Here is a 24,813-nt window from a genome sequence, read left to right on the forward strand (position 1 = left end):
ATTCCGGCCATTGTGGTATGCGCCTGCCAGGCTGTGATGGGGAGGCATGGCCGAGCGTCTACCTCGCCAGCGGATGCGGGAGGCTATGCATGCAGGCGTTGCTGGAAGAAATACTGGAACAGGTACGGCCCTTGCTGGGTCAGGGCAGGCTGGCCGACTACATCCCGGCCCTGGCCGAGGCGCCGGCCGACCGCCTGGGCATCGCCGTGTTCGGCGTGGACGGCAGCCTGCACATGGCCGGCGACGCCGCCGAGCCCTTCTCCATCCAGAGCATATCCAAGGTGTTCAGTCTGGTGCAGGCGATCCAGCACTCCGGCGAGGCCATCTGGCAGCGCCTGGGTCACGAACCCTCGGGCCAGCCGTTCAACTCGCTGGTGCAGCTGGAGTTCGAGCGCGGCCGCCCGCGCAACCCCTTCATCAATGCCGGCGCCCTGGTGATCTGCGACATCAACCAGTCGCGCTTCGCCGCGCCGGCGCTGTCGATGCGCGACTTTCTCCGCCGCCTGTCCGGCAACCCGCTGCTGGTGGCGGACGCCAGGGTGGCCGAGTCGGAGTACCAGCACCGCGCGCGCAACGCGGCGGCGGCCTACCTGATGCAGTCCTTCGGCAACTTCCACAACGAGGTGGAGACGGTGCTGCGCAGCTACTTCCACCACTGCGCGCTGGCCATGAGCTGCGCCGACCTGGCGCGCGCCTGCGGCTTCCTGGCCAACCAGGGGGTGTGCCCGCGCAGCGGCGAGCGGGTGCTGACGGCGCGCCAGACCCAGCAGGTCAACGCCATCATGGCCACCAGCGGGCTGTACGACGAGGCTGGCAACTTCGCCTACCGGGTCGGCCTGCCGGGCAAGAGCGGGGTCGGTGGCGGCATAGTCGCGGTGGTGCCGGGGCGCTTCAGCGTCTGCGTGTGGTCGCCGGAGCTGAACGCCGCCGGCAACTCCCTGGCCGGCATGGCGGCGCTGGAGGCGCTCAGCCAGCGCATCGGCTGGTCGGTGTTCGCGCCCATGTGAGGGCGACCACGACCGGCGGTAGTGCCGCCGGTCTGCCACCGCCAGGGTCGACTGGCGCGGCGGTCATTCTGTGATGTGCTGAAAGAATCCGGACCCGCCGGCCGATACAGTGGGAAAGCCGTGCCTGTGCGACAGGGATGAACAGTGCGGGCATGATCGCCAGCGCTGGAGACCCTCGCCATGTCGTCTCGCCTGTTAGCATTGCTCCTGCCCCTCGCCCTGCCCCTGCCCCTGCCGAGCGGCGCCGCGCCGCTGCCCGAGCCCCTGCGCCAGTCCCTGCAGGCCGGCCGGCCTTTCGTGGTCGGCGAGCTGTTGCTGCAGTTTCGCTCCGACTCCCGCCCGGCCCAGGACGCCCTGTTGCGCCGCTATGCCGCGCAGCCCCTGGAGCGCCTGGCGGCGGCCGGCGCCGGGCGTGGCGGCCTGCTGCGCGTGCGCCTGAGCGGGCGCGTAATCGACCAGAGCCTGCTGCAGGGTCTGAGCGACGAGCCGGAGCTGTTGTACGCCGAGCCCAACTGGATCTACCAGCACGCGCTCAGCGCCAACCCCAACGACCCCTACCTGGCCAACCTGTGGGGCATGCTCGGTGCCACCAGCGCGCCCAGCCACCCCTACGGCAGCGGCGCCCTGAGCGTCTGGAACGCCGATCTTCGCTGCACCGACGAGGTGGTGGTGGGCATCATCGACGAGGGCCTGATGACCAGCCACCCCGACCTGAAGGCCAATGTCTGGGTCAATCTGGCCGAGAAGAATGGCAAGGCAGGCGTGGACGACGATGGTAACGGCTACGTCGACGACATCAACGGCTGGGACTTCGACGGCAACAACGCCAGCGTCTACGACGGTAGCAGCGACGATCATGGCAGCCATGTCGCCGGCACCGTGGCGGCCAGCGCCGACAACGGCCTTGGCGTGTTCGGGGTGTGCCCGCGGGCCAAGCTGATCAGCGCCAAGTTTCTAGGCCGGCGCGGTGGCACCACGGCCAACGCGGTAAAGGCCGTGAAGTACATCAGCGACCTCAAGCAGCGGCATAACCTGCGCCTGGTGGCGACCAACAACTCCTGGGGCGGCGGCGGCTACTCCCAGGCCCTGGCCGACGCCATCGCCGAGGCGGGCAGCAAGGACATTCTGTTCATCGCCGCGGCCGGCAATTCCGGGGGCGACATCGACCAGGCGCCGAGCTACCCGGCCAGCTACGGCCTGAGCAACATGCTCGCCGTGGCGGCGCTGCAGTCCGACGGCAGCCTGGCCAGCTTCTCCAACCATGGAGCGAACTCGGTGCACTTGGCCGCGCCCGGGGTCGGCGTGCTGTCCACCGTGCCCACGCGCAAGGGCCAGGCCGGCTACGCCTACTACAGCGGCACCTCGATGGCCACGCCGCACGTGACCGGCGCCGCCGCGCTATACGCCTCGCTCAACCGCTGCGCCAGCGCGGCGCAGATTCGCGCCGCGCTGCTGGCGCAGGCCAGCGTCGAGCCCAATCTGCAGGGCTTCGTGCAAGGCGGGCGCCGCCTGAACGTGGCGGCCTTCGCCGGCGAGCTCGGCTGCCCCTGAGGCTCAGTCGGCCAGCTCGCCGCACAGGTCAAGACCGAACAGCCGCTCCACCTCGGCGGGCGGCAGGCCGGCGCCGAGCAGGCCGAACAGCTTGCCCAGCGCCGCCTCGCGGGTCATGCCGCCGCCGCTGACCAGCCCGGCGCCGGCCAGGGCGCTGCCGGCGGCATACACGCCGAAGTCCATATGCCCCTGCGGGCACTGGCTGATCGCCGCCAGCACCACGCCGCGTTCGTGGGCCTCGCGCAGCGCGGCGAGGAACTCGGCATCCTCGGCGGGGCCGGTGCCGCTGCCGTAGCACTCCAGCAACAGCGCCTCGGCGCCGCCGGTCAGCACCGCGCGCAGTTGCTCGGCACACAGGCCGGGAAACAGCGGTTGCACGGCGAGGCTCACCTCGCGGCGCGGCATGCGGTAGTGCAGCGCCGCCGGCAGGCCGTCCAGGCGCTGGCCATGGCGCGGCCGCGGCAGCTCGGCGAAGGCATCGAAGGCCTCGCTGTTCAGCTTGCCGGCGCGCGCGCCATGCAGCAGCTTGCCGGCGAAGTACAGGTGCACGCCGGGTGCCACGCCGGCGCTCAGCCGCTCCAGGGCGCCGAACAGGTTGGGCCAGGCGTCACTGTCCGGGCTGCCGGCCGGCAGCATCGAGCCGGTCAGCACTACCGGTACCTGGATGCCCAGCAGCAGGAAGCTCAGCGCCGCGGCGCTGTAGGCCAGGGTGTCGGTGCCATGCAGCAGCAGCACGGCATCCACGCCCTGCTCGTCCACCGCGGCGACTATGGCGTCGCGCATGGCCAGCCAGTTGGCCTGGCGCATGTTGGCGCTGTCGATCGGCGGGCTCAGCTCCTGGAAGCGCCAGGCCGGCACCGGGCGCTCGGGATGGGCGGCCTGCTCGGCGCGCAGGCGCGCCTCGAAGCCCGAGGCCGGAGCCAGGCCGGCCGCGCTCATCTGCATGCCGATGGTGCCGCCGGTGTAGAGCACCAGCAGGTTGTGCGAAGGACTCATAGGATGATCCAGCAGTGATGTTCGATCGAGTGTAACGGCAGCGGGCAGAGAAAAGGGGGCCTGGGCCCCCTCCTCCTTCGACCGCGGCGCTTAGCGCTGATGCAGGCTGTGGCCGATCTCGGCGCGCTCGCTAGCGCTGACGCCAGGAGCCTGCTCGGCATTCCACACACTCGGATCGAGGTTCAGATCGGCGAAGGCCTTGGCGTCCAGCACCGGCTCCTCGACGCCCTCGGCGATCTGCCGGTCGTAGTCGCGCATCAGGCGCAGGCCGACCTTGAACAGCAGGGCCAGGGCCACCAGGTTGACCAGCGCCAGCAGGCCCATGGTCACGTCGGCGAAGGCGAACACGGTGGACAGGTCCTGCATCGAGCCCCACATCACCAGGGCGATCACCAGCACGCGGTAGCCGATCAGCAGCGGCTTCTTGCCGCTGAAGAAGCCCAGCGCGTTCTCGCCCAGGTAGTAGTTGTACACCAGGGTGGTGAAAACGAAGAGCAGCAGCGCCAGGCTGACGAAGATGCGGCCCCACTCGCCGAGCACGGCGGCCATGGCGGTCTGGGTCAGGATCACGCCGCCGATCTCGGCGCCCGGCTGGTACACGCCGGAGAGCAGGATGATCAGCGCGGTGCTGGTGCAGATCAGCAGGGTGTCGATGAACACGCTGAGCGACTGCACGATGCCCTGGGCGGCCGGGTGCTTGACCTCGGCCACGGCGGCCACGTTCGGCGCGCTGCCCAGGCCAGCCTCGTTGGAGAACAGGCCGCGCTTGACGCCCATGACGATAGCCGCGCCGATGCCGCCGGCGAAGGCCGGTTCCAGGCCGAAGGCGCTCTTGACGATCAGCGCCAGGGTGGCCGGCACCGCCTCGATGTTCATGCCGATCACCACCAGGGCCATGATGATGTAGGACAGCGCCATCACCGGCACCAACACATCGGCGGTGCTGGCGATGCGCTTGATGCCGCCGAAGATGATCAGGCCGATCACCACCACCAGGGCGATGCCGCTGAAGTGGGTGGGCAGGCCGAAGGTGTCGTGCAGCGAGCTGGCCACGGTGTAGGCCTGCAGGGCATTGAAGCCGAAGCCGAAAGTCACCAGCAGCAGGATCGAGAAGACGATCGCCAGCCAGCGCAGGCCCAGGCCATGCTCGATGTAGAAGGCCGGGCCGCCGCGGTAGCCGCCATCCTCGGTGCGGCGCTTGAACAGCTGTGCCAGCGAGCACTCGAAGAAGCTGGTGGACATGCCCAGCAGGGCCACCAGCCACATCCAGAATACCGCACCCGGACCACCCAGGGTGATGGCCACCGCCACACCGGCGATATTGCCGGCGCCGACGCGCCCGGCCACCGACAGCATCAGGGCCTGAAACGAGCTGAGCTGGCCCTCCTTGCGCTGGAAGGCCTGGGCGAAGATGCGGAACATGCTGCCGAAGTAACGCAGCTGGACGAAACGCGAGGCGAGGGTGAAGTACAGGCCGAGACCGACCAGGGCGACGATGAGGACCTTGCTCCACAGCAGGTCGTTGAGGAGATCGAGCATGATGGATGTCTCTCTTGTAGTTATGCGTGATGACCGCCGGTACAGCACGCGCGGCCGGCGCATGGTCGGCCCCTCGCCCGCCCCGGGCAATTTCGCACCCTGCGGCGATATGGCGCGAGTCGATGCTAGAATCGCAGCGCTAGCATCACCCGGAACCCCGCCATGACCGAACACCTCGGCGCCAACCTCAGGCTGCTCTGCGGCCATTACCGTTCGATCGCCGAGGTCTGCCGCAAGCTCGCCATCAACCGCGCCCAGTTCAACAAGTACCTGGCCGGGCAGAGCCGGCCGACGCCCTACAACCTCAAGCGCATCGGCGACTTCTTCGGCGTCGAGGACTACGAGCTGGGCCTGCCGCCCGAGCAGTTCGCCCGCCTGATCGGCGCGCGCGCCAACGAGGCCGGCCGCGCCCCGGCCGCCGACCCGCTGCTCAAGCTGCTGCAGCCCCTGCGCGAGCAGGCCGGCGATCTGCGGCGCTACTGCGGCTACTACTTCGAGTACTCCAACTGCATGTCGGTGCCCGGCTACGTGCTGCTGTCGCTGGTACAGCTGTGGGAGGAGGACGGCGAGTTCCTCTTCGAGCGCCAGGAACGCCAGGAACGCGCCGGCGCCGGCGACGCCGAGGACTGGGTGCGCTGCCGCTACCTGGGTGCCGCCTTCCAGCTGCACGACCGCCTGTTCCTGATGGACTACGAGTCGCTGACCCTCAACGAGATGAGCCAGACCATCCTCATCCCCAGCTACAAGAGCCGCATCACCCGCTTGAACGGTCTGAAGACCGGCGTCTCCAGCGGCGACCGGCGCAACCCGGCCTGCACCCGCGTGGTCTGGGAGTACCTGGGCAGCGAGATCAACCGCATCAACGCCTTCCGCCAGGTGCGCCTGTACCGCCCGGACGACGCGCGCATCGACGACGATGTGCGCCAGCGCCTGGCCGATACGCCGCTGAAGAATGGGTTGTTCGAGATCGAATAGCGCGACCTCAGCCGCGCAGCTCCTCCAGCCGCCGCTTCTGCCTTCCTGCGGCATCGAAGTTGTCCGCCGCCAGCCAGCGCCGGAAGGCGGCGCGACGGCTGGGCCATTCGCCGTCGAGGATGGCGAACCAGGCGCTGTCGCGGTTCTCGCCCTTGACCACCATGTGCTGGCGGAACAGCCCCTCATGGACGAAGCCGAAGCGTTCGGCGGCGCGCAGCGAGCGAGTGTTGCGCGCGTCGCATTTCCATTCCAGGCGGCGGTAGCCGAGGTCGTCGAACACCCGCGCGGCGAGCAGGTAGACCGCCTCGCTGGCGCCGGGGGTGCGCTGCAGGGCGGCGCCGAAGGCGATATGGCCGATCTCGATGCAGCCATCCCTGGGCACGATGCGCAGGTAGCTCAGGACACCGAGTGCGCGGCCGCTGGCCTGCTCGATCACCGCGTAGAACTGCGGGTCGCGGCTGGCGGCATTGCCGGCCAGCCAGGCATCGAAGGCCGCGCGCTCGGCGAAGGGGCCATAGCGCAGATAGTCCCACAGCGCCGGGTCGGGCCCCTGCAGGGCGGCCCACAGATCGTCGCCATGGCGCGCGGAATCGAGCGGTTCCAGGCGCACGAGGCGCCCCTGCAGCGATTGGTGCGGAGGGAAGGGACGCGCCTGCCATTGGCCGAGGTCGCAGGTCATAGGGTTTTCCTGTACTGGATAAAGCCGGAGCGCTCGGCGATGCGGTCGTAGAGCATGCGCCCGGGGTAGTTGTGCTCCTGGGTCAGCCAGTGCACGCGGCTGGCGCCGGCCTGCTGCGCCGCGGCATAGACGTGCTCGATCAGCGCGCGGCCGATGCCGCCGCCACGCACCCGCTCGGCGACATAGAGGTCCTGCAGATAGCAATAGTCGCCGGCGGTCCAGCAGCTGCGGTGGTAGATGAAATGCACCAGGCCGACGGCCTCGTCGTCGCGCCAGGCCAGCGCCGCGTGCATCGGCTCGGCCGGGTCGAGGAAGCGCCGCCAGGTCAGCGCGCTGGTCTCGGCGGCGATCTCGGTCTGGTAGAAGCGCTGGTAGCCCTGCCAGAGCGGCAGCCAGGCGGTCTGGTCGGCGGTCGTGATGGGGCGGACTTCGAGCATGGTTCCTCCTGGGTAGGTGAATGCGGGGGGCTTAGCAATCCCCTCTCCCTGGCCCTCTCCCCTGGAGGGAGAGGGAACTCAGCGCGGCTCAGCTCATGCGCGCGGCCAGTTCGCGGTCGCGCGGCTGGGCCGAGGCCTGCAGGCCCTCACGCACGCCGGCGCGGTCGGCGGGCGTGCGGTTCTGCGACAGCTTCCACTGCCCCTCGATACGGCGGATCGGCAGGGCGAAGCCGACGATGGCGCGCAACATGGCCTGCAGGTAGTCCGCCGGGGCATCGTCCACCGACCAGGGCCGCGCCTGCGCCGCCTCGTGACGCTGGCTGAGGCGGCTCACCAGGTTCAGCAGGCGCTCGGCGTCGTCGAACACCTCGGCCCGCCCCCAGGCATGCACGGCGATGTAGTTCCAGGTCGGCACCACCTTGGCGTGCTCGGCCTTACTCGGGTACCAGCCGGGGTGCACGTAGGCCTCCGGGCCGCTGAACACCACCAGCACCTCGGCGCCGGCGGCCAGGTCGCGCCACTGCGGATTGGCCCGGGCGAAGTGGCCGTAGAGGGTGCCGAACTCGCCCTCGCCCGGCTCCAGCAGCAGCGGCAGGTGGCTGGCCTGCAGGCCCTGCGGCCCGGCGCTGCTGACCAGGGCCAGGCCACAGGCGTCGATCTGCGCGTGCAGGGTCGCCAGGTCGTCCTGGCGGAATGCGGTGGGTCTGAACATGGCGGGCTCTCCTGGGGCAATGAGCGCATGCTAGGCAGGATATTGGATCGCTGTAAGATCCACTTTCAGGCAACTTCATGGAGCCAATTCATGCCCACTTCGCCGCCGCTGCCCGTCGATCTGTCCGGCATCCGCCTCGACCCCGCCCTGGGCCTGGCGCGCCAGCTGTACCGGGCGCTGCGCGAGCGCATCCTCGACGGTCGTCTGGCCGGTGGCGCGCGCCTGCCGGCCAGCCGCGATCTGGCGCGGCTGCTGGATATCTCGCGCAATACCGTGACGCGCGCCCTCGACCAGCTATATGCCGAGGGTTACGTCGAGGGCCGCGTGGGTGCCGGCACCTATGTGACGGAGCTGGCCAGCATCCGCCCGGAGCCACGCAACACGGCCGCCGACCCCAGGCCGAGCGCGGCCATGGCCTACCTGCGCGAACAGCATCTGCCGCCGCCACCGGACGGCGCGCCACGGGCCTTCCGTATCGGCGTGCCGGCCTTCGATCTGTTCCCCTTCGAGACCTGGGCGCGCCTGCAGGCGCGCTTCTGGCGACGGCCGCCGGCGGCCTGCCTGGGCTACGGCGACCCGGCCGGCGACCCGCGCCTGCGCGAGCTGGTGGCCGCCTACCTGCGCAGCGGTCGCGGGCTGAACTGCAGCGCGCAGCAGGTGGTGATCACCTGCGGCGCCCAGCAGGCCATCGCCCTGTGTGCCCAGCTGCTGGTGCGCCCCGGCGACCGGGTGGCGATCGAGAACCCCGGCTATCGCGCCGCCGGCCATGCCTTCGCCGTGGCCGGCGCCGAGTTGCGCGGCGTAACGGTGGACGGCGAGGGCCTGGACACCCGCGAGCTGGCCGCCATCGAGCGCTGTCGGTTGGCCTACGTCACGCCCTCGCACCAGTACCCGACCGGGGTGACCCTGTCGCTGGCGCGGCGCCTGGAACTGCTCGAATGGGCCGAGCGCGAAGGCGGCTGGATAGTGGAGGACGACTACGACGGCGAGTACCGCTACAGCGGCGTGCCGCTGGCACCGTTGGCCGCCCTGGACCGCCAAGGCCGGGTGCTGTACGTCGGCACCTTCTGCAAGATCGCCTTCCCCGCCCTGCGCCTGGGTTATCTGGTGCTGCCGCCGGCACTGGTCGAACCCTTCGCCCGCCGCCGCGCGCTGGACATGCGCCATTCGGAGATCGGCACCCAGGCGGTGATGGCCGAGTTCATCGCCGCCGGCCACTTCCTGCGCCATGTGCGGCGCATGCGCCAGGCCGCGCGAGCGCGCCGCGATGCCCTGCTGCAGGGCTGGCCAGAGGTGCCGGGCTGCGCGCCGCTGCCGGCGGTGGAGGCTGGCCTGCACCTGTGCGTGCCGGTGGCCGGCGTGGCCCGCGAGCGCGAACTGCTGAGCGCCGCCCATACCGCCGGCGTGGAAATGAACGGCCTGAGCGACTACTGGCTGCCAAGCGAGGCGAACGGCGAAACGGCGCGGGCCGGCCTGGTGCTGGGCTTCGCCGCGGTGCCCGAGGCGCAGATAACCGAAGCGCTGGTCAGCCTGCGGCGGGCCTGGAAGCTGCCGGCCTGACTCGGCGACGGATCACTCGCGCGGCGCGTAGGCGAACACGTCGGCGCGCATCTGGTGCGGGTCCATGCCCGCCGCGACCAGGGCGTCCAGGGTGCCGTAGACCATGGCCGGCGAGCCGCTGGCATACACATGCAGGGCCTTGAGGTCGGGAAAGTCCTGGCACAGCGCCTCGTGCAGCAGGCCCCGCCGGCCACTCCAGGCCGCATCGTCGCTGACCACCCGATGCAGGAACAGGCCAGGCTGGCGTTCCCAGGCTGGCCAGTGCTCCAGGCGGTAGAAGTCGTCCGGCTGGCGCACACCCCAGTACAGGTGAATCGGATGGTGGAAGCCGACGGCGCGGCAATGCTCGATCAAGCCGTGCATCTGCGCCATGCCGGTGCCGGCGGCGAGCAGCACCAGCGGGCCGTCCGGCAGCTCGGCCAGGTGCGTGTCGCCGAACGGCATCTGCACCCGCGCCAGGCGCGTGCGCTGCAATTGCGCGACTATCTGCCGGCTGCCGTTCTCGCGGGTCAGGATATGCAGCTCCAGGTCGCGCCCCTGGTGCGGCGCCGAGGCCAGGGAGAAGGCCGACCACTCGCCGTCGTCGCGCTGCAGCAGCAGGTACTGGCCGGCGTGGTAGCGCGGCGTCTTGCCGGCCGGCGCGCGCAGCAGCACGCGACAGACATCGCCGCCCAGGTCGGCGAGGTCGAGCACCTGGCAGCCGAAGGTGCGCACCGGCAGCTCGCCGGGGGCGAGCACGCCGTCCCAGTGCAGCACGCAGTCCTGCAGCGGCTCGGCCAGGCAAGTGAACAGCTCGCCGTGGTCGAGTTCGGCACCTGCCTGGCGCACCCGGCCTTCCACCAGCAGCGCCGCGCAGATATGGCAGTTGCCGTTGCGGCAGCTCTGCGGGCAGTCGTAGCCGAGGCGCCGGGCGCCATCGAGGATGCGTTCGCCGGGCTGGAGTTCGAGCACCGCGCCCGAGGGTTGCAGGGTGACCTTCATGACATGAATGCCTTCAGCTGCGTCGCGAGCGAAGGGTGGGCAAGGCGAAAGGGCGCGAGGGCGCGGAGTTTACACCGAGTAAATGAGCAGCCCGAGCGGCCTTTCAACACAGCCCAATCGAGCGCAGCAGCAGATGATGCGTTCATCAGTCGATGCCCAACTCTTGCCACAACGCATCGACACGAGCGACCACCGCCGGATCCTTCTCGATCACCCTGCCCCACTCGCGACTGGTCTCGCCCGGCCACTTGTGGGTGGCGTCCAGGCCCATCTTGCTGCCCAGGCCGGAGACCGGCGAGGCGAAGTCGAGGTAGTCGATCGGCGTGTTGTCGATCAGCACCGTGTCGCGCTTGGGGTCCATGCGCGTGGTGATGGCCCAGATCACGTCGTTCCAGTCGCGCGCGTTGACGTCGTCGTCGGTGACTATGACGAACTTGGTGTACATGAACTGACGCAGGAAACTCCACACCCCGAGCATCACCCGCTTGGCATGGCCGGGGTACTGCTTCTTCATGGTCACCACCGCCATGCGGTAGGAGCAGCCTTCCGGCGGCAGGTAGAAGTCGGTGATCTCCGGGAACTGCTTCTGCAGGATCGGCACGAACACCTCGTTGAGCGCCACGCCGAGAATGGCCGGTTCGTCCGGCGGCCGGCCGGTGTAGGTGCTGTGGTAGATCGGCTGCTTCCTGCGGGTGATGCGCTCGACGGTGAACACCGGGAAAGTGTCGACCTCGTTGTAGTAGCCGGTGTGGTCGCCGTAGGGGCCTTCCGGCGCAGTCTCGCCCGGGTGGATCACCCCTTCCAGGACGATCTCGGCGCTGGCCGGCACCTGCAGGTCGGAGCCGATGGCCTTGACCAGTTCGCTGCGATGACCACGCAAGAGGCCGGCGAAGGCGTATTCGGAGAGGGTGTCCGGCACCGGGGTGACGGCGCCGAGAATGGTCGCCGGATCGGCGCCCAACGCCACGCAGACGGGATAAGGCTGGTCAGGATGCTTCTGGCACCAGTCGCGGTAGTCCAGCGCGCCGCCGCGATGGCTGAGCCAGCGCATGATCAGCTTGTTGCGACCGATCACCTGCTGGCGGTAGATGCCGAGGTTCTGCCGTTCCTTGTTCGGCCCACGGGTGATGGTCAGGCCCCAGGTGATCAGCGGCGCCACGTCGCCCGGCCAGCAGGTCTGTACCGGCAGCTTGCTCAGGTCGACGTCGTCGCCCTCCTCGATCACTTCATGACAGGGTGCGTCCTTGAGCACCTTGGGCGCCATGCTGATGACCTTCTTGAAGATCGGCAGTTTGCTCCAGGCGTCCTTCAGCCCCTTGGGCGGCTCCGGCTCCTTGAGGAAGGCCAAGAGCTTGCCGATCTCGCGCAGCTCGCCGACATCCTCGGCGCCCATGCCGAGGGCCACGCGCTTGGGCGTGCCGAACAGGTTGCCGAGCACCGGCACCTCGAAGCCGCTCGGCTTCTCGAACAGCAGCGCCGGCCCGCCGCGGCGCAATGTACGGTCGCAGATTTCGGTCATTTCCAGCACGGGGGAGACCGGGGTCCGCACGCGCTTGAGTTCGCCGCGCGCTTCGAGTTCGCGGATAAAGTCGCGCAGGTCGCGGTACTGCATGCTTGGGCCTCAGAGATCGGGAGCTAAAGTTTAGCGTCAGGCTCGGGTATTCCGAAACAACGAGGCCGGGTTTCCCCGGCCTCGTCTGCAACGACTGCTGCTTACTTCCGCTTCATGGAGAGGAAGAATTCGTCGTTGGTCTTGGTGTCCTTCAGCTTGTCGATGAGGAACTCGATGGCGGCGATCTCGTCCATCGGGTGCAACAGCTTGCGCAGGATCCACATGCGCGACAGCTCTTCCTCGCCGGTCAGCAACTCCTCGCGGCGGGTGCCGGACTTGTTGATGTTGATGGCCGGGAACACGCGCTTCTCGGCGATGCGGCGGTCCAGCGGCAGCTCCATGTTGCCGGTGCCCTTGAACTCCTCGTAGATCACCTCGTCCATCTTCGAGCCGGTTTCCACCAGCGCGGTGGCGAGGATGGTCAGGCTACCGCCTTCCTCAATGTTACGAGCGGCACCGAAGAAGCGCTTGGGCTTCTCCAGGGCATGGGCGTCGACACCACCGGTCAGCACCTTGCCGGAGCTCGGGATCACGGTGTTGTAGGCACGCGCCAGGCGGGTGATGGAGTCGAGCAGGATGACCACGTCCTTCTTGTGCTCGACCAGGCGCTTGGCCTTCTCGATCACCATCTCGGCGACCTGCACGTGGCGGGTCGGCGGCTCGTCGAAGGTCGAGGCGACCACTTCGCCGCGCACGGTGCGCTGCATCTCGGTCACTTCCTCCGGGCGCTCGTCGATCAGCAGGACGATCAGGTAGCACTCGGGGTTGTTGCGGGTGATGTTGGCCGCGATGTTCTGCAGCATGATGGTCTTGCCCGCTTTCGGCGGGGCGACGATCAGGCCGCGCTGGCCCTTGCCGATCGGCGCGCAGAGGTCGATCACCCGGCCGGTGATGTCCTCGGTGGAGCCGTTGCCGGCTTCCATGGTCAGGCGCTTGGTCGGGAACAGCGGGGTCAGGTTCTCGAACAGTATCTTGTTCTTGGCGTTTTCCGGGCGGTCGAAGTTGATGGTGTCGACCTTGAGCAGGGCGAAGTAGCGCTCGCCCTCTTTCGGCGGGCGGATCTTGCCGATGATGGTGTCGCCGGTACGCAGGTTGAAGCGGCGGATCTGGCTGGGCGAGACGTAGATGTCGTCCGGGCCGGCCAGGTAGGAAGAGTCCGCGCTGCGCAGGAAGCCGAAGCCGTCCTGGAGAATCTCCAGCACGCCGTCGCCGGAGATCTCTTCGCCGCTTTTCGCGTGCTTCTTGAGCAGGGCGAAGATGATGTCCTGCTTGCGCGAACGGGCCATGTTTTCCAGACCAGCCTGGTCGGCCATGTCCAGCAGTTCGGCAATCGGCTTTTGCTTGAGTTCGGTCAGATTCATAGGAATGACGTAGATATGAGAGAAGGGAGGGAAAGCACTGGGGCTTTGCTGGCCGCGCCGCGGAGAAGGCGACTGAATCGCTCGATCTTATGGGAGAGTGCGTCGGCGACGGCTTGGAGGGCAACGGGGAACCCGCTGCAGGCCCGAATGTAACACTGGGTCTGGCGCAGCGTCCAGCCCGAGCTCAGAAATCTGGCAGTAGCGATCGGTGACGGGGGTTCCCGACACCCTTATATGGTGCATGCCACGCGTCAATACAAGCGCGGCACCTGGCCCCTGAAGAGTGGGCTACTTGTCGTGCGGAGCTCACAGCATCGGCCGCTCGACGATCGCCGAGGCCAGGGGCACAGTCTTCTGCGCCTGCGGACGGAACTGTGCCCAGGCCAATACCGCCCTGCATGACTGTGCGCCGATAATTCCGGAAAGAAAACACCCTGTGAAGGCATGGCTTCACAGGGTGTTTGGGCGGCCCAGCTCACCTGGCCCGGCCAGGCGGTCTGCACCTGCGGATCAGGCCGCGCTGCGCTGGTTGCGCTGCGTGCGCTGGCGGCAGGCCTCGCCGAAAGCCTGGAACATCTTCACCGAGTCAGGGTTCTGCGCCGCCTGCCACTCCGGGTGCCACTGCACCGCGAACAGGAAGGGCGACAGGCTCGGCGCGTGGATCGCCTCGATCAGACCGTCCTCGGCGCGGGCCAGCGGCTCCAGGCCCTTGCCCAGGGTCTTGATGCCTTGGCCATGCAGCGAGTTGACAGCGATCTCCTCGCGGCCCAGCACCTTAGCCAGCCAGCTGCTCGGCTCGATGCGCACCTTGTGCGCCTCGCCGTATTGCACGGCCACCGGGTCCTCGGGGTTCTCGCGGTGGTCGTTGAAGCCCGGCTCGGCATACACCTTCTGGTGGATGTCGCCGCCCAGGGCCACGTTGATCTCCTGCATGCCGCGGCAGATGCCGAAGATCGGCAGGCCGCGGGCGATGGCCGCCTTGATCAGCGGCAGGTCGAACAGGTCGCGATCGCGGTCCTGGCCCTTCTCGGGAGTGAGGTTCTCCTGGCCGTAGAGGGCCGGGTCGATGTTCGAGCCGGCGCCGGTCAGGTACACGCCGTCGGCCATTTCCAGGTATTGCTCGAGATCGTCGGTGCCGCAGCAGGTGGGCACCAGGACGGGTACGCAACCGGCGATCTCCACCAGCGGCGTGATGTATTTGTGGGTCATTACCTGGTAGTCGTGCCCCTTGCGCTCCTGGGAGCCCATGGACATCAACACGACGGGTTTGCGCTTGGCAGTGGAAGTTTTTGCACTGTTGTTGTTGGACATACGTCACCTTGGGGCAGGTCGGCCTGCCGTTGCTGTGCAGGTGGGTCGGGAGATCGACGCGCTACCTGTTTGGCACGGTTCCGTCTGTCGGCGGCGTAGCTGGGCCTCGCCTGGAGGCATGGGAATGGGAGGTAACGGACCACCCGCGACGGCCGCATAACAGTCGAACCGCGGGCACAGTCTCTCCAGAGCCGTAAAATATGTCAAACATTTCCCGCCGAGCGCGTAAAAATTCATGATCGCCCAATGGGTTATAGGCGCCATCAGAAGGCGCACACAGACCAGACGGCCTGCAGATCGACGCCATTAGGGTCCATTATTTTTTACGCATGCCGAACGAAATCCTGAATGCCTCAGGGCTCGATGCGCCGCACCTCGGGCAGGCGCATCTGCGCCACCTCGGCCAACAGGAAGTCGCGCAGGCGGCACAGGCGCGCCTGCGCCCGATGCGCCTTGGGCCACACCAGGTAGTAACTGCAACCGCTGTACACGGCGGTCGGCAGGGGTAGGCCGAGGCGCCCGGCATTGACGTCCTCGGCCACCAGCAGCAGGTCGCCGATGGACACCCCGTAGCCGCGCGCGGCGGCCACTATGCCCAGCTCCAGCATGTCGAACAGTTGGCCGCTCTTCAGCGGCACCCGGTCGCTCAGCCCGGTGGCTTGCAGCCACAGGCGCCAGTCGCGACGGTCCGGGGTCGGGTGCAGCTGCTCGATCCGCTCCAGGCGTTCCAGGCTCCAGGGGCCGTCGACCACCGCCTCGGCGGCGCATACCGGGATCAACCATTCCTCGAACAGCAGGACGCTGTCCCACTCCTCGGGAAAGTCGCCGCTGCCCAGCAACACCGCGCAATCGAAGGGCTCGTGGCGGAAGTCGACCTTGTCCACGTCCATCCAGGCGCTGGTCAGCTGCACCTCGCTGTCCGGGTTGCCCAGGCGGAACAGCGACAGGCGCGCCAGCAGCCAGCGCATGGTCAGGGTCGAGGGTGCCTTCAGGCGCAGGCAGGCGTCCTCGCTGCGCAGGGTGGCGCAGGCCTTCTCCAGGGCATCGAAGCCCTCGCGCACGCCGGGCAGCAGGCCGCGCGCCGTCTCGGTCAGCTGCAGGTGGCGGCCGCTGCGCTCGAACAGGCGGCAGGCGAAGTGCTCTTCCAGGGTGCGGATATGTCGGCTCACCGCGCTCTGGGTGATGGCCAGTTCCTCGGCGGCGCGAGTGAAGGAGGCATGCCGGGCTGCGGCCTCGAAGGCGCGTAGGGCATAGAGCGGCGGCAGGCGACGGCCCATGTGACTCACCTATGAGTATTAATCATGCCAGGCATCGCTTTTTTCCCTTTGTGCGCGCCGCCGTGGCTCCTGAGAATGGCCACATTCTCCGCCAGCCGGTTTTCCTCCGGCAAGTCCCTCTAGTGAGCCTGACTCATCATGTCGCAGTCCGTTCGCGCCGAACTGGTCGCCCTCTTTCGCCTCGCCGGCCCGCTGATCGCCGCGCAACTGGCCCATGTGCTGATGGTGTTCACCGACACCCTGATGATGGGCAAGCTGGGCCCGGCCGAGCTGGCCGCCGGCGGCCTGGGCGCCGCCAGCTATTCCTTCGTGTCGATCTTCTGCGTCGGCGTGCTGGCGGCGGTGGGCAACCTGGTCGCCATTCGCCACGGCGCCGGCGACGACGCCGGGGTCAGCCGCCTGACCCGCTCCGGCCTGCTGCTGGCCTGGGCCCTGGCCCTGCTCAGCGGCCTGCTGCTGTGGAACCTCGGCCCGCTGCTAGCGCATTTCGGCCAGGCGCCACAGAACATCGCCGGCGCCATGCAGTTCCTCTCCACTCTGGTGCTCGCCCTGCCCGGTTACTTGAGCTTCATGGCCCTGCGCGGCTTCAGCGCCGCCATCGGCCGGCCCGGGCCGATCATGGCCATCAGCATCGGCGGCGCGGCGGCCAACTTCGTCCTCAACTGGGCGCTGATCCACGGCTGGTTCGGCCTGCCGGCGCTGGGCCTGGCCGGCATCGGCCTGGTCACCGCCCTGGTCAGCAACGCCATGGCCCTGCTGCTGGCCTGGCACCTGACCCGCCATCCGGCCTACGCCGCTTACTCGCTGCGTCAGGGCCTGCTGCGCCTGCGCCCGGACGACTGGCGCGAGCTGCTGCGCCTGGGCCTGCCGATCGGCGGCACCTACGCGGTGGAGTCGGGCCTGTTCGCCTTCGCCGCCCTGTGCATGGGCGCGCTGGGCAGCCAGGCGCTGGCCGCTCATCAGGTGGCGATCATGTCGGTGTACGTGGCCTTCATGGTGCCGGTGGGCATCTCCTACGCCACCACCTTCCGCATCGGCCAGCACTATGGCGCCGGGCGCCTGGTGGACGCGCGCCGCGCCGGACGCCTGGGCATCGCCAGCGGCGCCCTGTGCATGCTCGGCTTCGCCCTGCTGTTCTGGCTGGCACCGGAGTGGGTGGTGGGGCTGTTCCTCGACCGCGCCGACCCGGCCTTCGCCGAGATCGTCGCGCTGGCCGTGGGCCTGCTGGCGGTGGCGGCCTGGTTCGAGCTGTTCGACGGCATCCAGACCATCGCCATGGGCGCCATCCGCGGCCTCAAGGACGGCAACACCACCTTCCTGGTCGGCCTGTTCTGCTACTGGGCGGTGGGCGCACCGCTGGCCTGGGTGCTGGCCTTCGCCCTCGGCTGGGGCGCCCACGGCGTGTGGTGGGGCCTGGCCGGTGGCCTGGCCTGCGCGGCCGTCGGCCTGAGCCTGGGCTTCGAATTGAAGATGGCGCGGCTGCTGCGGCCGCAGGCAGTGGTTGCGCGGGGCGAGCTGGCGCAGGATTGCGGGCTCTAGACTCCCCTCTCCCGCCGGGTCAGGGGTCGGTGCCGGCACTCCCTCACCCTAGCCCTCTCCCAGAGGGAGAGGGAACGTCAGGCGTGGCCCGGATGCAATCCGGGAAGCGGGCGACTCCGATCCCGCATTGCAGCTCAGGAAGGCAAGCCCGACAGCAACGGCTGGCGCATGCCGAATACCAGGAAGCGCGCCAGTTCGGCCAGCGGCAGCGGCTTGCTGATCAGGTAGCCCTGCACCTGGTCGCAACCGAACTGGCGTAGCAGCGCCAGCTGCTCGGCGTTCTCCACGCCCTCGGCGACCACGTCCAGGTTCAGGTTGTGCGCCAGGTTGATCATGGCGCGCACCAGCTGGCGGTTCTCCGCCCGCGCGCCCATGCCGCCGACGAAGCTCTTGTCGATCTTCAGCAGGGTGATCGGCAGGTTGTTGAGGTGGACGAAGGAGGAGAAGCCGGTGCCGAAATCGTCCAGCGAGAAGCGCACGCCGAGCCGGCCGAGCGCGTGCATGGTCTGCTGCACCTGCTCGCTGCGGCGCATCACCGCCGTCTCGGTCAGCTCGAATTCCAGCCACTGGGCATCGACCCCGCGCTCCTCGATCAGCCGGCCGAGGGTGGCCAGCAGCTGGCTGTCCTGGAACTGGCGGAACGACAGGTTGACCGCCATGTGCAGGGTCGGCAGGCCGCGCCCACGCAGCCACTGCATGTCGCGCAGGGCACGGGCGATGACCCAGTAGCCCAGCGGCACGATCAGGCCGCTCTCCTCGGCCAGCGGCACGAACTCGTTGGGGCCGAGCAGGCCGCGCTCGGCATGGTTCCAGCGCACCAGCGCCTCCAGGCCGACGATGCGCCCGCTCTGCAGGCACAGGCGCGGTTGGTAGTGCAGCTCCAGCTCGTCGCGGCGCAGGGCGCGGCGCAGCTCGCCCTCGAGGTCGGCCATGTTGCGCGCACCACGGTGGATGCGCTCGTCGTAGAAATGCAGGGTGCAGCCCTGGGTCGCCTTGGCCTGCTGCATGGCGATGTGCGCGTGCCACATCAACGGGTCGGCGCCGGCATCGGCGCGGGCATGGGCCAGACCCAGGCTGCAGCCGAGCAACAGGCTCTCGCCGTCGACCCAGTAGGGTTCGGACAGCGCCTCGACGATGCGCTCGGCCAGACGCTCGGCGCGCTGCGGGTCGCGACGGGTATCCAGGAGCAGGGCGAACTCGTCGCTGCCCAGGCGCGCCAGCACGTCGCCGCCCTCCAGCTGGGCCTTGAGGCGCGCCACCACCTGCAGGATCAGGCGGTCGCCGGCCTGGTAGCCGAGGGCATCGTTGACGTGCTTGAAGTTGTCCAGATCGAGATGGCCGAGGGCCAAGCCACGGCCCTGGTGCTCGGCCAGGCGCGCCGCCAGCAGGGTGTGGAAGCCCTGGCGATTGGCGATGCCGGTCAGCGCGTCCTGCTCGGCCAGGCGCAGCAGGGTGCTCTGCAAACGACCGCGCTCGCCGGCATAGCGCAGGCAGCGACGCAGCAGGTCGACGCTGAGCTGGTCGCGCACCAGCCAGTCGCAGACATCGGCAGGCACCTCGGTCGGCTCCGCCTCCAGCAGCAGCACGGTGGGCAGCGGGCAGCGTCCGGGCGCCGGCTGGCAGGCCGGGGTGGTCAGCAGCAGGCCGGGCCGGCCATCGTCGAACAGGCTACTGGCCGCCTCCCAGCTGGGCGCGGTGATCAGCGGAAAGCCGCCGCCCAAAGCCGCCAGACGCGCGCGCAGCAAGGCCGCCCAGGCAGGCTCATCGGCCAGCAGGATCAGGCGCATGGGTTCGACGTGCGCGGACAAATGACCTCCCCAAGGTCGAAAAGGCGGACCGGCTCCGCCTGCTTGCACCGTTTGTCGGTGTTCTGTTCTGCCCGTCCCTGTGCAGATTTCTGCGCATCCTGCGCGAAAGCCGTGGCAGGGGCAACCGGGGACTACTGGTACTCCCGTACTTGATGAGCATAAATAGTGACTTAGCACACAATCCTTAGTCTCTTATCGTCGCCGGCTGCCGCCCGGCGGCGGCGTTTCGGCGCCCCGCCGGGCGTGCCCGGCTGTTAGAATGCCGGCCCGATTCTCCCGACCGATGCCCTTCCCATGTCCCGACTCAATCCCCGGCAGCAGGAAGCCGTGAACTACGTCGGCGGCCCGCTATTGGTGCTGGCCGGCGCCGGCTCCGGCAAGACCAGCGTGATCACCCGCAAGATCGCCTATCTGGTGCAGCAGTGCGGCATCCAGGCCCGCCATATCGTCGCCATGACCTTCACCAACAAGGCCGCGCGCGAGATGAAGGAACGGGTCGGCAGCCTGCTCAAGGGGGGCGAGGCGCGCGGCCTGACCGTGTCGACCTTCCACAACCTGGGCATGAACATCATCCGCAAGGAATACGCCCGCCTCGGCTACAAGCCCGGCTTCTCGATCTTCGACGACGGCGACATCAAGGCCCTGCTGAGCGACATCATGCAGAAGGAGTACGCCGGCGACGACGGCGTCGACGAGATCAAGAACCTGATCGACGCCTGGAAGAACGACCTGATCCTGCCGCAGCAGGCGCTCGACCAGGCGCGCGGGCCCAAGGAGCAGACCGCGGCCATCGTCTACCTGCACTACCAGCGCACGCTCAAGGCGTACAACGCGGTGGACTTCAACGACCTGATCCTGCTGCCGGTGATGCTGTTCCAGGAGCACGCCGACATCCTGGAGAAGTGGCAGAACCGTATCCGCTACCTGCTGGTCGACGAATACCAGGACACCAACGCCAGCCAGTACCTGCTGGTCAAGCTGCTGGTCGGCATGCGCCACCAGTTCACCGTGGTCGGCGACGACGACCAGTCGATCTACGCCTGGCGCGGCGCGCGGCCGGAGAACCTCAACCAGCTCAAGGAAGACTACCCCTCGCTGAAGGTGGTGATGCTGGAGCAGAACTACCGCTCGACCAGCCGCATCCTGAAATGCGCCAACATCCTCATCGCCAACAACCCGCACGTGTTCGAGAAGCAGCTGTGGTCGGAGATGGGCCATGGCGACGAGATCCGCGTGATCCGCACGCGCAACGAGGAGGCCGAGTGCGAGCGGGTGGCCCTGGAGATTCTCACCGAGCACCTGCGCACCGGCCGCCCGTACAGCGACTTCGCCATCCTCTACCGCGGCAACTACCAGGCCAAGCTGATGGAGCTGAAGCTGCAGCACCACCAGATTCCCTATCGCCTGTCCGGCGGCACCAGCTTCTTCGCCCGCCAGGAGGTGAAGGATCTGATGAGCTACTTCCGCCTGCTGGTCAATCCGGACGACGACAACGCCTACCTGCGGGTGATCAACGTGCCGCGCCGCGAGATCGGCTCGGCCACCCTGGAGAAGCTCGGCAACTACGCCAGCGAGCGTAAGATCAGCATGTACGCCGCCAGCGACGAGCTGGGCCTGGCCGAGCTGCTCGATGCCCGCTACACCGAGCGCCTCTCGCGCTTCAAGCGCTACATGGACAGGACCCGCGAGCTGTGCGCCGGCGACGACCCGATCGGCGCCATTCGCAGCATGATCATGGACATCGACTACGAGACCTGGCTGCGCACCAACGCCTCCAGCGACAAGGTCGCCGAGGCACGCATGGGCAACGTCTGGTTCCTGGTCGAGGCGCTGAAGAACACCCTCGACAAGGACGAGGATGGCGACATGACGATCGAGGACGCCATCGGCAAGCTGGTGCTGCGCGACATGCTGGAACGCCAGCAGGAAGAGGAAGAAGGCGCCGAGGGCGTGCAGATGATGACCATGCACGCCTCCAAGGGCCTGGAATTCCCCTCGGTGTACATCATCGGCTTCGAGGAGGAGATACTCCCGCACCGCTCCAGCATCGAGGCCGACACCATCGAGGAGGAGCGCCGCCTGGCCTATGTCGGCATCACCCGCGCCAAGCGCAACCTGGCGCTGACCTATGCCGCCAAGCGCAAGCAGTACGGCGAGATCATCGACTGCACGCCGAGCCGCTTCCTCGACGAGCTGCCGCAGGAAGACCTGGTCTGGGAAGGCCTCGACGACACCCCGCGCGAGGTCAAGCAGGCCAGCGGCAAGTCGGCCCTGGCCGATATCCGCGCCATGCTCAAGCGCTGAGACGCGACAATTAGGCCGCAACGGCTGGGCACAGGAAGGCTCTTCGCGTTTTCTCAGTGAGGCGCTTCTTGATGCCGGACTGGCAAGATGGTGTGGGGTCGCCAAGCCGGTTTCTGTGCCTTCCGATGCCTCCTGTTTCGCCCTTCTCGGGCGACCTACTTTTCCAGTCGCCGGATGGCCGGCCCCGGAAAAGTAGGCAAAACGCTTGCCCCTTCATCCGGCCCTACGCTGCGCTCCGGGTCCGTTACTCGCTTCGCTCGCCCTTCGGGCCAGCCTGCGGCTGTTACTCCGCTTCGCTACGTTGCGCTCCATCGTCGCTCCGAGGGTCGCTCCGAGGGTCGGCTTACAAGGACCATTCATGGCCCTTTAAGCCTTTCGCCATCCCTGCGGCTCAACCCTCTACGCAGCGATTCCGCTCACCCGGCTACAAGGGGCGTTTGGTGCTGCCTGACAGCTCGAGAGGGTAGAGCGAAAAGAAGAGAAAAACATCAAGCAGCTCGGAGCCAACTCCCCGTCAGTAGGCCGAGTGGAGGTGTTGTGCAGGGGGACGCGAGGCAGGACGCCGAGCGAGGAACGAAGGGACAGGGACGTCCCTTCGTGACGTGCCCCCGGAGCGGCACCGGAGCGAGGGGACCCGGAGCGCAGCGTAGGGCCGGATGTCGGGGTGCGCTTTCTTTTGCTTACTTTTCTTTGCGCAAACAAAGAAAAGTGAGTCGCCCGGGAAGGGCGAAACCAGTGCCTTCAACCGACTCGGAAAGCGGTTAGACACCAAGCTACACACACTATCTTGCCAGTCCGGCATCAAGACACGGCTCCCCGCCAACCGCGATAAACCATAAAAAAGCCGCCCGAAGGCGGCTTTTTATCAAGCAGACGCAGTCCTTACAGACCGGACATCTTCTTGATCGCACCCATCAGCTCGTCGTCCGAGCAGGTGGCGCAGGTGCCTTTCGGCGGCATGGCGTTGATGCCGGAGATGGCCTTGGCCAGCAGGCCGTCGAGACCGCCTTCCTTGTCGGCACGGGCCTTCCAGGCGGCGCCGTCGCCGATCTTCGGCGCACCCAGCACGCCGGCGCTGTGGCAGGCGCCGCAGTGGGCGGCAATCACGTCGTCCGGCGACTTGGCGCCGCCACCGGCGGCCACGGCCACGGTGCCGACACCCTTGCACTCCTCACCCTGGATGCAGACCTCGCCCACCGGCTTGATGCGCTCGGCGATCTCTTCGTTGGTCGCAGCCTGAGCGCTCACTGCCCACAGGGCCAATACGGCGGCTTGGGCCGCCAGCATCTTCTTGATCAGGTTCACGGTACACCCTCATTGGCTAGACACGCCCGCGGCCACGGTTTCGCGAGCGGGCGCAGTATAACGGTTAGGCCGCCGGGCCGAAACAACCCAACTTGTCGCAGGGGCATTGCCCCACCGTTAGAAGTTGGCCGGCGTGGTGGCGCTGATCAACCGCGCCGGCTTGTCGAACGGGTTGCGGAAGCGGTGCGGCTTGGTGCTGTCGAAGTAGTAGCTGTCGCCCGGCTCGAGGACGAACACCTCGGCGCCCACGGTCAGCTCCAGGCGCCCGTCGACCAGCATGCCGGCCTCCTCGCCGTCATGATTGAGCATTTCCTCGCCGGTGTCGGTGCCCGGCGGGTAGGTCTCGTCGAGGAAGGTGATGGCCCGGCTGGGGTGCGCCTTGCCGATCAGCTTCATGGTCACGGCGCCGCTGGAGAGGTCGGTCAGTTCGTCGGCCCGGTACACCACCTGAGTGTGGTTGTCCTGCTCCAGGTCGAGGGAGAAGAACTCCACCAGCGACATGGGAATGCCGCCGAGCACCTTCTTCAGCGAACTGATCGAGGGGCTCACGCTGTTCTTCTCGATCATCGAGATGGTGCTGTTGGTGACGCCCGCCCGCTTGGCGAGTTCACGCTGGGAAAGGCCTTTGAGCTTGCGAATAGACTGCAGTCGAACACCGACGTCCAATGCGGGGGTCCTCCTTGGGAACGGAGCATTTGGGTGGCCGTATCATGCGGCCAGTGTTCAGTATTTACAACACCGCAAACGCAATTGCCCCGCCGCCAGGCGGCTAACCCCCGGAATAGAGCCGTGGCACCCGTTTGATATTGCAGAAGAGCTGGTACGGGATGCTGCCGCAGCCGTAGGCCACCTCGCTGGCCAGCACCTCGCGGCCCCACAGCTCGACCCGGCTGCCGAGCCCGGCCCGGGGCAGATCGGTGAGGTCGACGGTGAGCATGTCCATCGATACCCGGCCGATCAGGCGGGTGCGCTGGCCATCCACCGTCACCGGGGTGCCGGTGGCGGCGTGGCGCGGGTAGCCGTCGGCATAGCCCATGGCGACCACGCCGACGCGGGTCGGCCGCTCGGCGATGAAGCGCGCGCCGTAGCCCACCGGCTCGCCGGCCGGCAGCTCGCGCACGCTGATGATCTTCGACTCCAGGGTCATCACCGGCTTGAGCCGCCTGGCCTGGACCTGCTCCTGCTCGAAGGGGGTGGCACCATACAGCATGATGCCGGGGCGCACCCAGTCGCTGGGTATCTCGGGCCAGCCGAGGATGGCCGGCGAGTTGCGCAGACTGATCTCGCCCTGCAGGTCGCCGCGCGCCTCGTGGAACAGCGCCAGCTGCTCGGCGCTGCGCGGGCAGTCCAGCTCGTCGGCGCGGGCGAAGTGGCTCATCAGCACTATCTGCTCGACCTTGCCGCTGGCCAGCAGGCGCTGGTGGGCGTCGCGGTACTCGGCCGGATGCAGGCCGACCCGGTGCATGCCGGAGTCGAGCTTGAGCCAGACGCGCAGCGGCTGGGCGATACGCGCCTGCTCGATGGCCTCGACCTGCCAGGCCGAGTGCACCACGCACCACAGACGGTGCTGGTCGATCAGGCCGAGCTCGCTGGCCTCGAAGAAGCCTTCCAGCAGCAGGATGGGTTCGCGGATGCCGGCATAGCGCAGCTCCAGCGCCTCCTCGATGCAGGCCACGGCGAAGCCGTCGGCCTCGCCCTCCAGGGCCTGGGCGCAGCGCACCGCGCCGTGGCCGTAGGCATCGGCCTTGACCACCGCCAGGGCCTTGGCCCCACTGATTTCGCGGGCGAGGCGATAGTTGTGTCGCAGGGCTTCGAGGTCGATCAGGGCACGGGCGGGACGCATGACGGCTACTTCGTTT

Annotated in this window: 20 protein-coding genes; 6 read left to right on the forward strand and 14 right to left on the reverse strand. The window is 68.0% G+C overall.

All coding sequences use genetic code 11. The features are described from left to right. Positions 1–89: 89 nt before the first annotated feature. Together glsB and AAFN46_RS07195 are read left to right on the forward strand one after the other, a co-directional pair. A complete protein-coding gene (gene glsB, locus AAFN46_RS07190) occupies positions 90–1,007 on the forward strand; it encodes a glutaminase B (protein WP_347808010.1) in 918 nt (305 codons plus the stop codon). Positions 1,008–1,187: 180 nt separating this feature from the next. Then, positions 1,188–2,558, forward strand: a complete 1,371-nt coding sequence (locus AAFN46_RS07195) for a S8 family peptidase (RefSeq protein ID WP_347808011.1) — start codon at positions 1,188–1,190, stop codon at positions 2,556–2,558. A gap of 3 nt (positions 2,559–2,561) precedes the next feature. On the opposite strand, the gene AAFN46_RS07200 is transcribed toward AAFN46_RS07195, so the two are convergent. Then, positions 2,562–3,554, reverse strand: a complete 993-nt coding sequence (locus tag AAFN46_RS07200; protein ID WP_347808012.1) for an asparaginase — start codon at positions 3,552–3,554, stop codon at positions 2,562–2,564. Positions 3,555–3,644: 90 nt separating this feature from the next. After that, positions 3,645–5,093 (reverse strand): alanine/glycine:cation symporter family protein, encoded by a 1,449-nt coding sequence (locus tag AAFN46_RS07205; protein ID WP_347808013.1) that lies wholly within the window; start codon positions 5,091–5,093, stop codon positions 3,645–3,647. 162 nt (positions 5,094–5,255) lie between these two features. Between AAFN46_RS07205 and AAFN46_RS07210 the strand changes: the two genes are divergently transcribed. After that, entirely contained in the window at positions 5,256–6,068 is an 813-nt protein-coding gene (locus tag AAFN46_RS07210) for an XRE family transcriptional regulator (RefSeq protein ID WP_347808014.1), read from the forward strand. A 7-nt stretch (positions 6,069–6,075) separates the two neighbouring features. Here AAFN46_RS07210 and AAFN46_RS07215 read toward each other — a convergent pair whose 3' ends face one another. The 3 genes from AAFN46_RS07215 to AAFN46_RS07225 form a co-directional block, all read right to left on the reverse strand. Continuing rightward, positions 6,076–6,747 (reverse strand): GNAT family protein, encoded by a 672-nt coding sequence (locus tag AAFN46_RS07215; RefSeq protein WP_347808015.1) that lies wholly within the window; start codon positions 6,745–6,747, stop codon positions 6,076–6,078. Beyond that, entirely contained in the window at positions 6,744–7,184 is a 441-nt protein-coding gene (locus AAFN46_RS07220) for a GNAT family N-acetyltransferase (RefSeq protein ID WP_347808016.1), read from the reverse strand. The genes AAFN46_RS07215 and AAFN46_RS07220 overlap by 4 nt, the downstream gene beginning before the upstream one ends. Positions 7,185–7,272: 88 nt before the next feature. Further along, entirely contained in the window at positions 7,273–7,896 is a 624-nt protein-coding gene (locus AAFN46_RS07225; RefSeq protein WP_347808017.1) for an FMN-binding negative transcriptional regulator, read from the reverse strand. Positions 7,897–7,986: 90 nt separating this feature from the next. On the opposite strand from AAFN46_RS07225, the gene AAFN46_RS07230 reads away from it, so the two are divergent. Beyond that, positions 7,987–9,456: a PLP-dependent aminotransferase family protein gene (locus AAFN46_RS07230; protein WP_347808018.1), complete on the forward strand. Its 1,470-nt coding sequence runs from the start codon at positions 7,987–7,989 to the stop codon at positions 9,454–9,456. A gap of 12 nt (positions 9,457–9,468) precedes the next feature. Here AAFN46_RS07230 and AAFN46_RS07235 read toward each other — a convergent pair whose 3' ends face one another. From AAFN46_RS07235 to AAFN46_RS07255, 5 genes are all read right to left on the reverse strand, one after another. After that, a complete protein-coding gene (locus AAFN46_RS07235) occupies positions 9,469–10,437 on the reverse strand; it encodes a CDP-6-deoxy-delta-3,4-glucoseen reductase (RefSeq protein ID WP_347808019.1) in 969 nt (322 codons plus the stop codon). A gap of 145 nt (positions 10,438–10,582) precedes the next feature. After that, positions 10,583–12,049, reverse strand: coding sequence for a 4-hydroxy-3-polyprenylbenzoate decarboxylase (gene ubiD / locus AAFN46_RS07240; protein ID WP_347808020.1), 1,467 nt, complete (start codon positions 12,047–12,049; stop codon positions 10,583–10,585). Between the two features lie 101 nt (positions 12,050–12,150). Then, entirely contained in the window at positions 12,151–13,410 is a 1,260-nt protein-coding gene (rho, locus tag AAFN46_RS07245) for a transcription termination factor Rho (RefSeq protein WP_347808021.1), read from the reverse strand. A gap of 510 nt (positions 13,411–13,920) precedes the next feature. Next, positions 13,921–14,721, reverse strand: coding sequence for a type 1 glutamine amidotransferase (locus AAFN46_RS07250; RefSeq protein ID WP_347808022.1), 801 nt, complete (start codon positions 14,719–14,721; stop codon positions 13,921–13,923). A 353-nt stretch (positions 14,722–15,074) separates the two neighbouring features. Continuing rightward, positions 15,075–15,998, reverse strand: a complete 924-nt coding sequence (locus AAFN46_RS07255) for a LysR substrate-binding domain-containing protein (RefSeq protein WP_347808023.1) — start codon at positions 15,996–15,998, stop codon at positions 15,075–15,077. 138 nt (positions 15,999–16,136) lie between these two features. On the opposite strand from AAFN46_RS07255, the gene AAFN46_RS07260 reads away from it, so the two are divergent. After that, entirely contained in the window at positions 16,137–17,537 is a 1,401-nt protein-coding gene (locus AAFN46_RS07260; RefSeq protein WP_347808024.1) for a NorM family multidrug efflux MATE transporter, read from the forward strand. Between the two features lie 134 nt (positions 17,538–17,671). On the opposite strand, the gene AAFN46_RS07265 is transcribed toward AAFN46_RS07260, so the two are convergent. Then, the gene (locus AAFN46_RS07265) at positions 17,672–19,345 is read right to left on the reverse strand and encodes a bifunctional diguanylate cyclase/phosphodiesterase (RefSeq protein WP_347808025.1); all 1,674 of its coding nucleotides are present in this window, start codon (positions 19,343–19,345) and stop codon (positions 17,672–17,674) included. 294 nt (positions 19,346–19,639) lie between these two features. Between AAFN46_RS07265 and rep the strand changes: the two genes are divergently transcribed. Next, positions 19,640–21,649 carry a DNA helicase Rep gene (gene rep / locus AAFN46_RS07270; RefSeq protein WP_347808026.1) on the forward strand — a complete coding sequence of 670 codons (2,010 nt, stop codon included), beginning with the start codon at positions 19,640–19,642 and terminating at the stop codon, positions 21,647–21,649. An 882-nt stretch (positions 21,650–22,531) separates the two neighbouring features. Here rep and AAFN46_RS07275 read toward each other — a convergent pair. The 3 genes from AAFN46_RS07275 to alr all read right to left on the reverse strand — a co-directional run bounded on the left by AAFN46_RS07275 (position 22,532) and on the right by alr (position 24,797). Further along, a complete protein-coding gene (locus AAFN46_RS07275; RefSeq protein ID WP_347808027.1) occupies positions 22,532–22,954 on the reverse strand; it encodes a c-type cytochrome in 423 nt (140 codons plus the stop codon). Positions 22,955–23,071: 117 nt separating this feature from the next. Further along, a complete protein-coding gene (locus tag AAFN46_RS07280; RefSeq protein ID WP_347808028.1) occupies positions 23,072–23,620 on the reverse strand; it encodes a cupin domain-containing protein in 549 nt (182 codons plus the stop codon). Positions 23,621–23,723: 103 nt separating this feature from the next. After that, positions 23,724–24,797 carry an alanine racemase gene (gene alr / locus AAFN46_RS07285; RefSeq protein WP_347808029.1) on the reverse strand — a complete coding sequence of 358 codons (1,074 nt, stop codon included), beginning with the start codon at positions 24,795–24,797 and terminating at the stop codon, positions 23,724–23,726. Between the last annotated feature and the right edge of the window lie 16 nt (positions 24,798–24,813).

It is taken from the genome of Pseudomonas sp. CAU 1711, assembly GCF_039888625.1.
Classification (GTDB): domain Bacteria; phylum Pseudomonadota; class Gammaproteobacteria; order Pseudomonadales; family Pseudomonadaceae; genus Aquipseudomonas.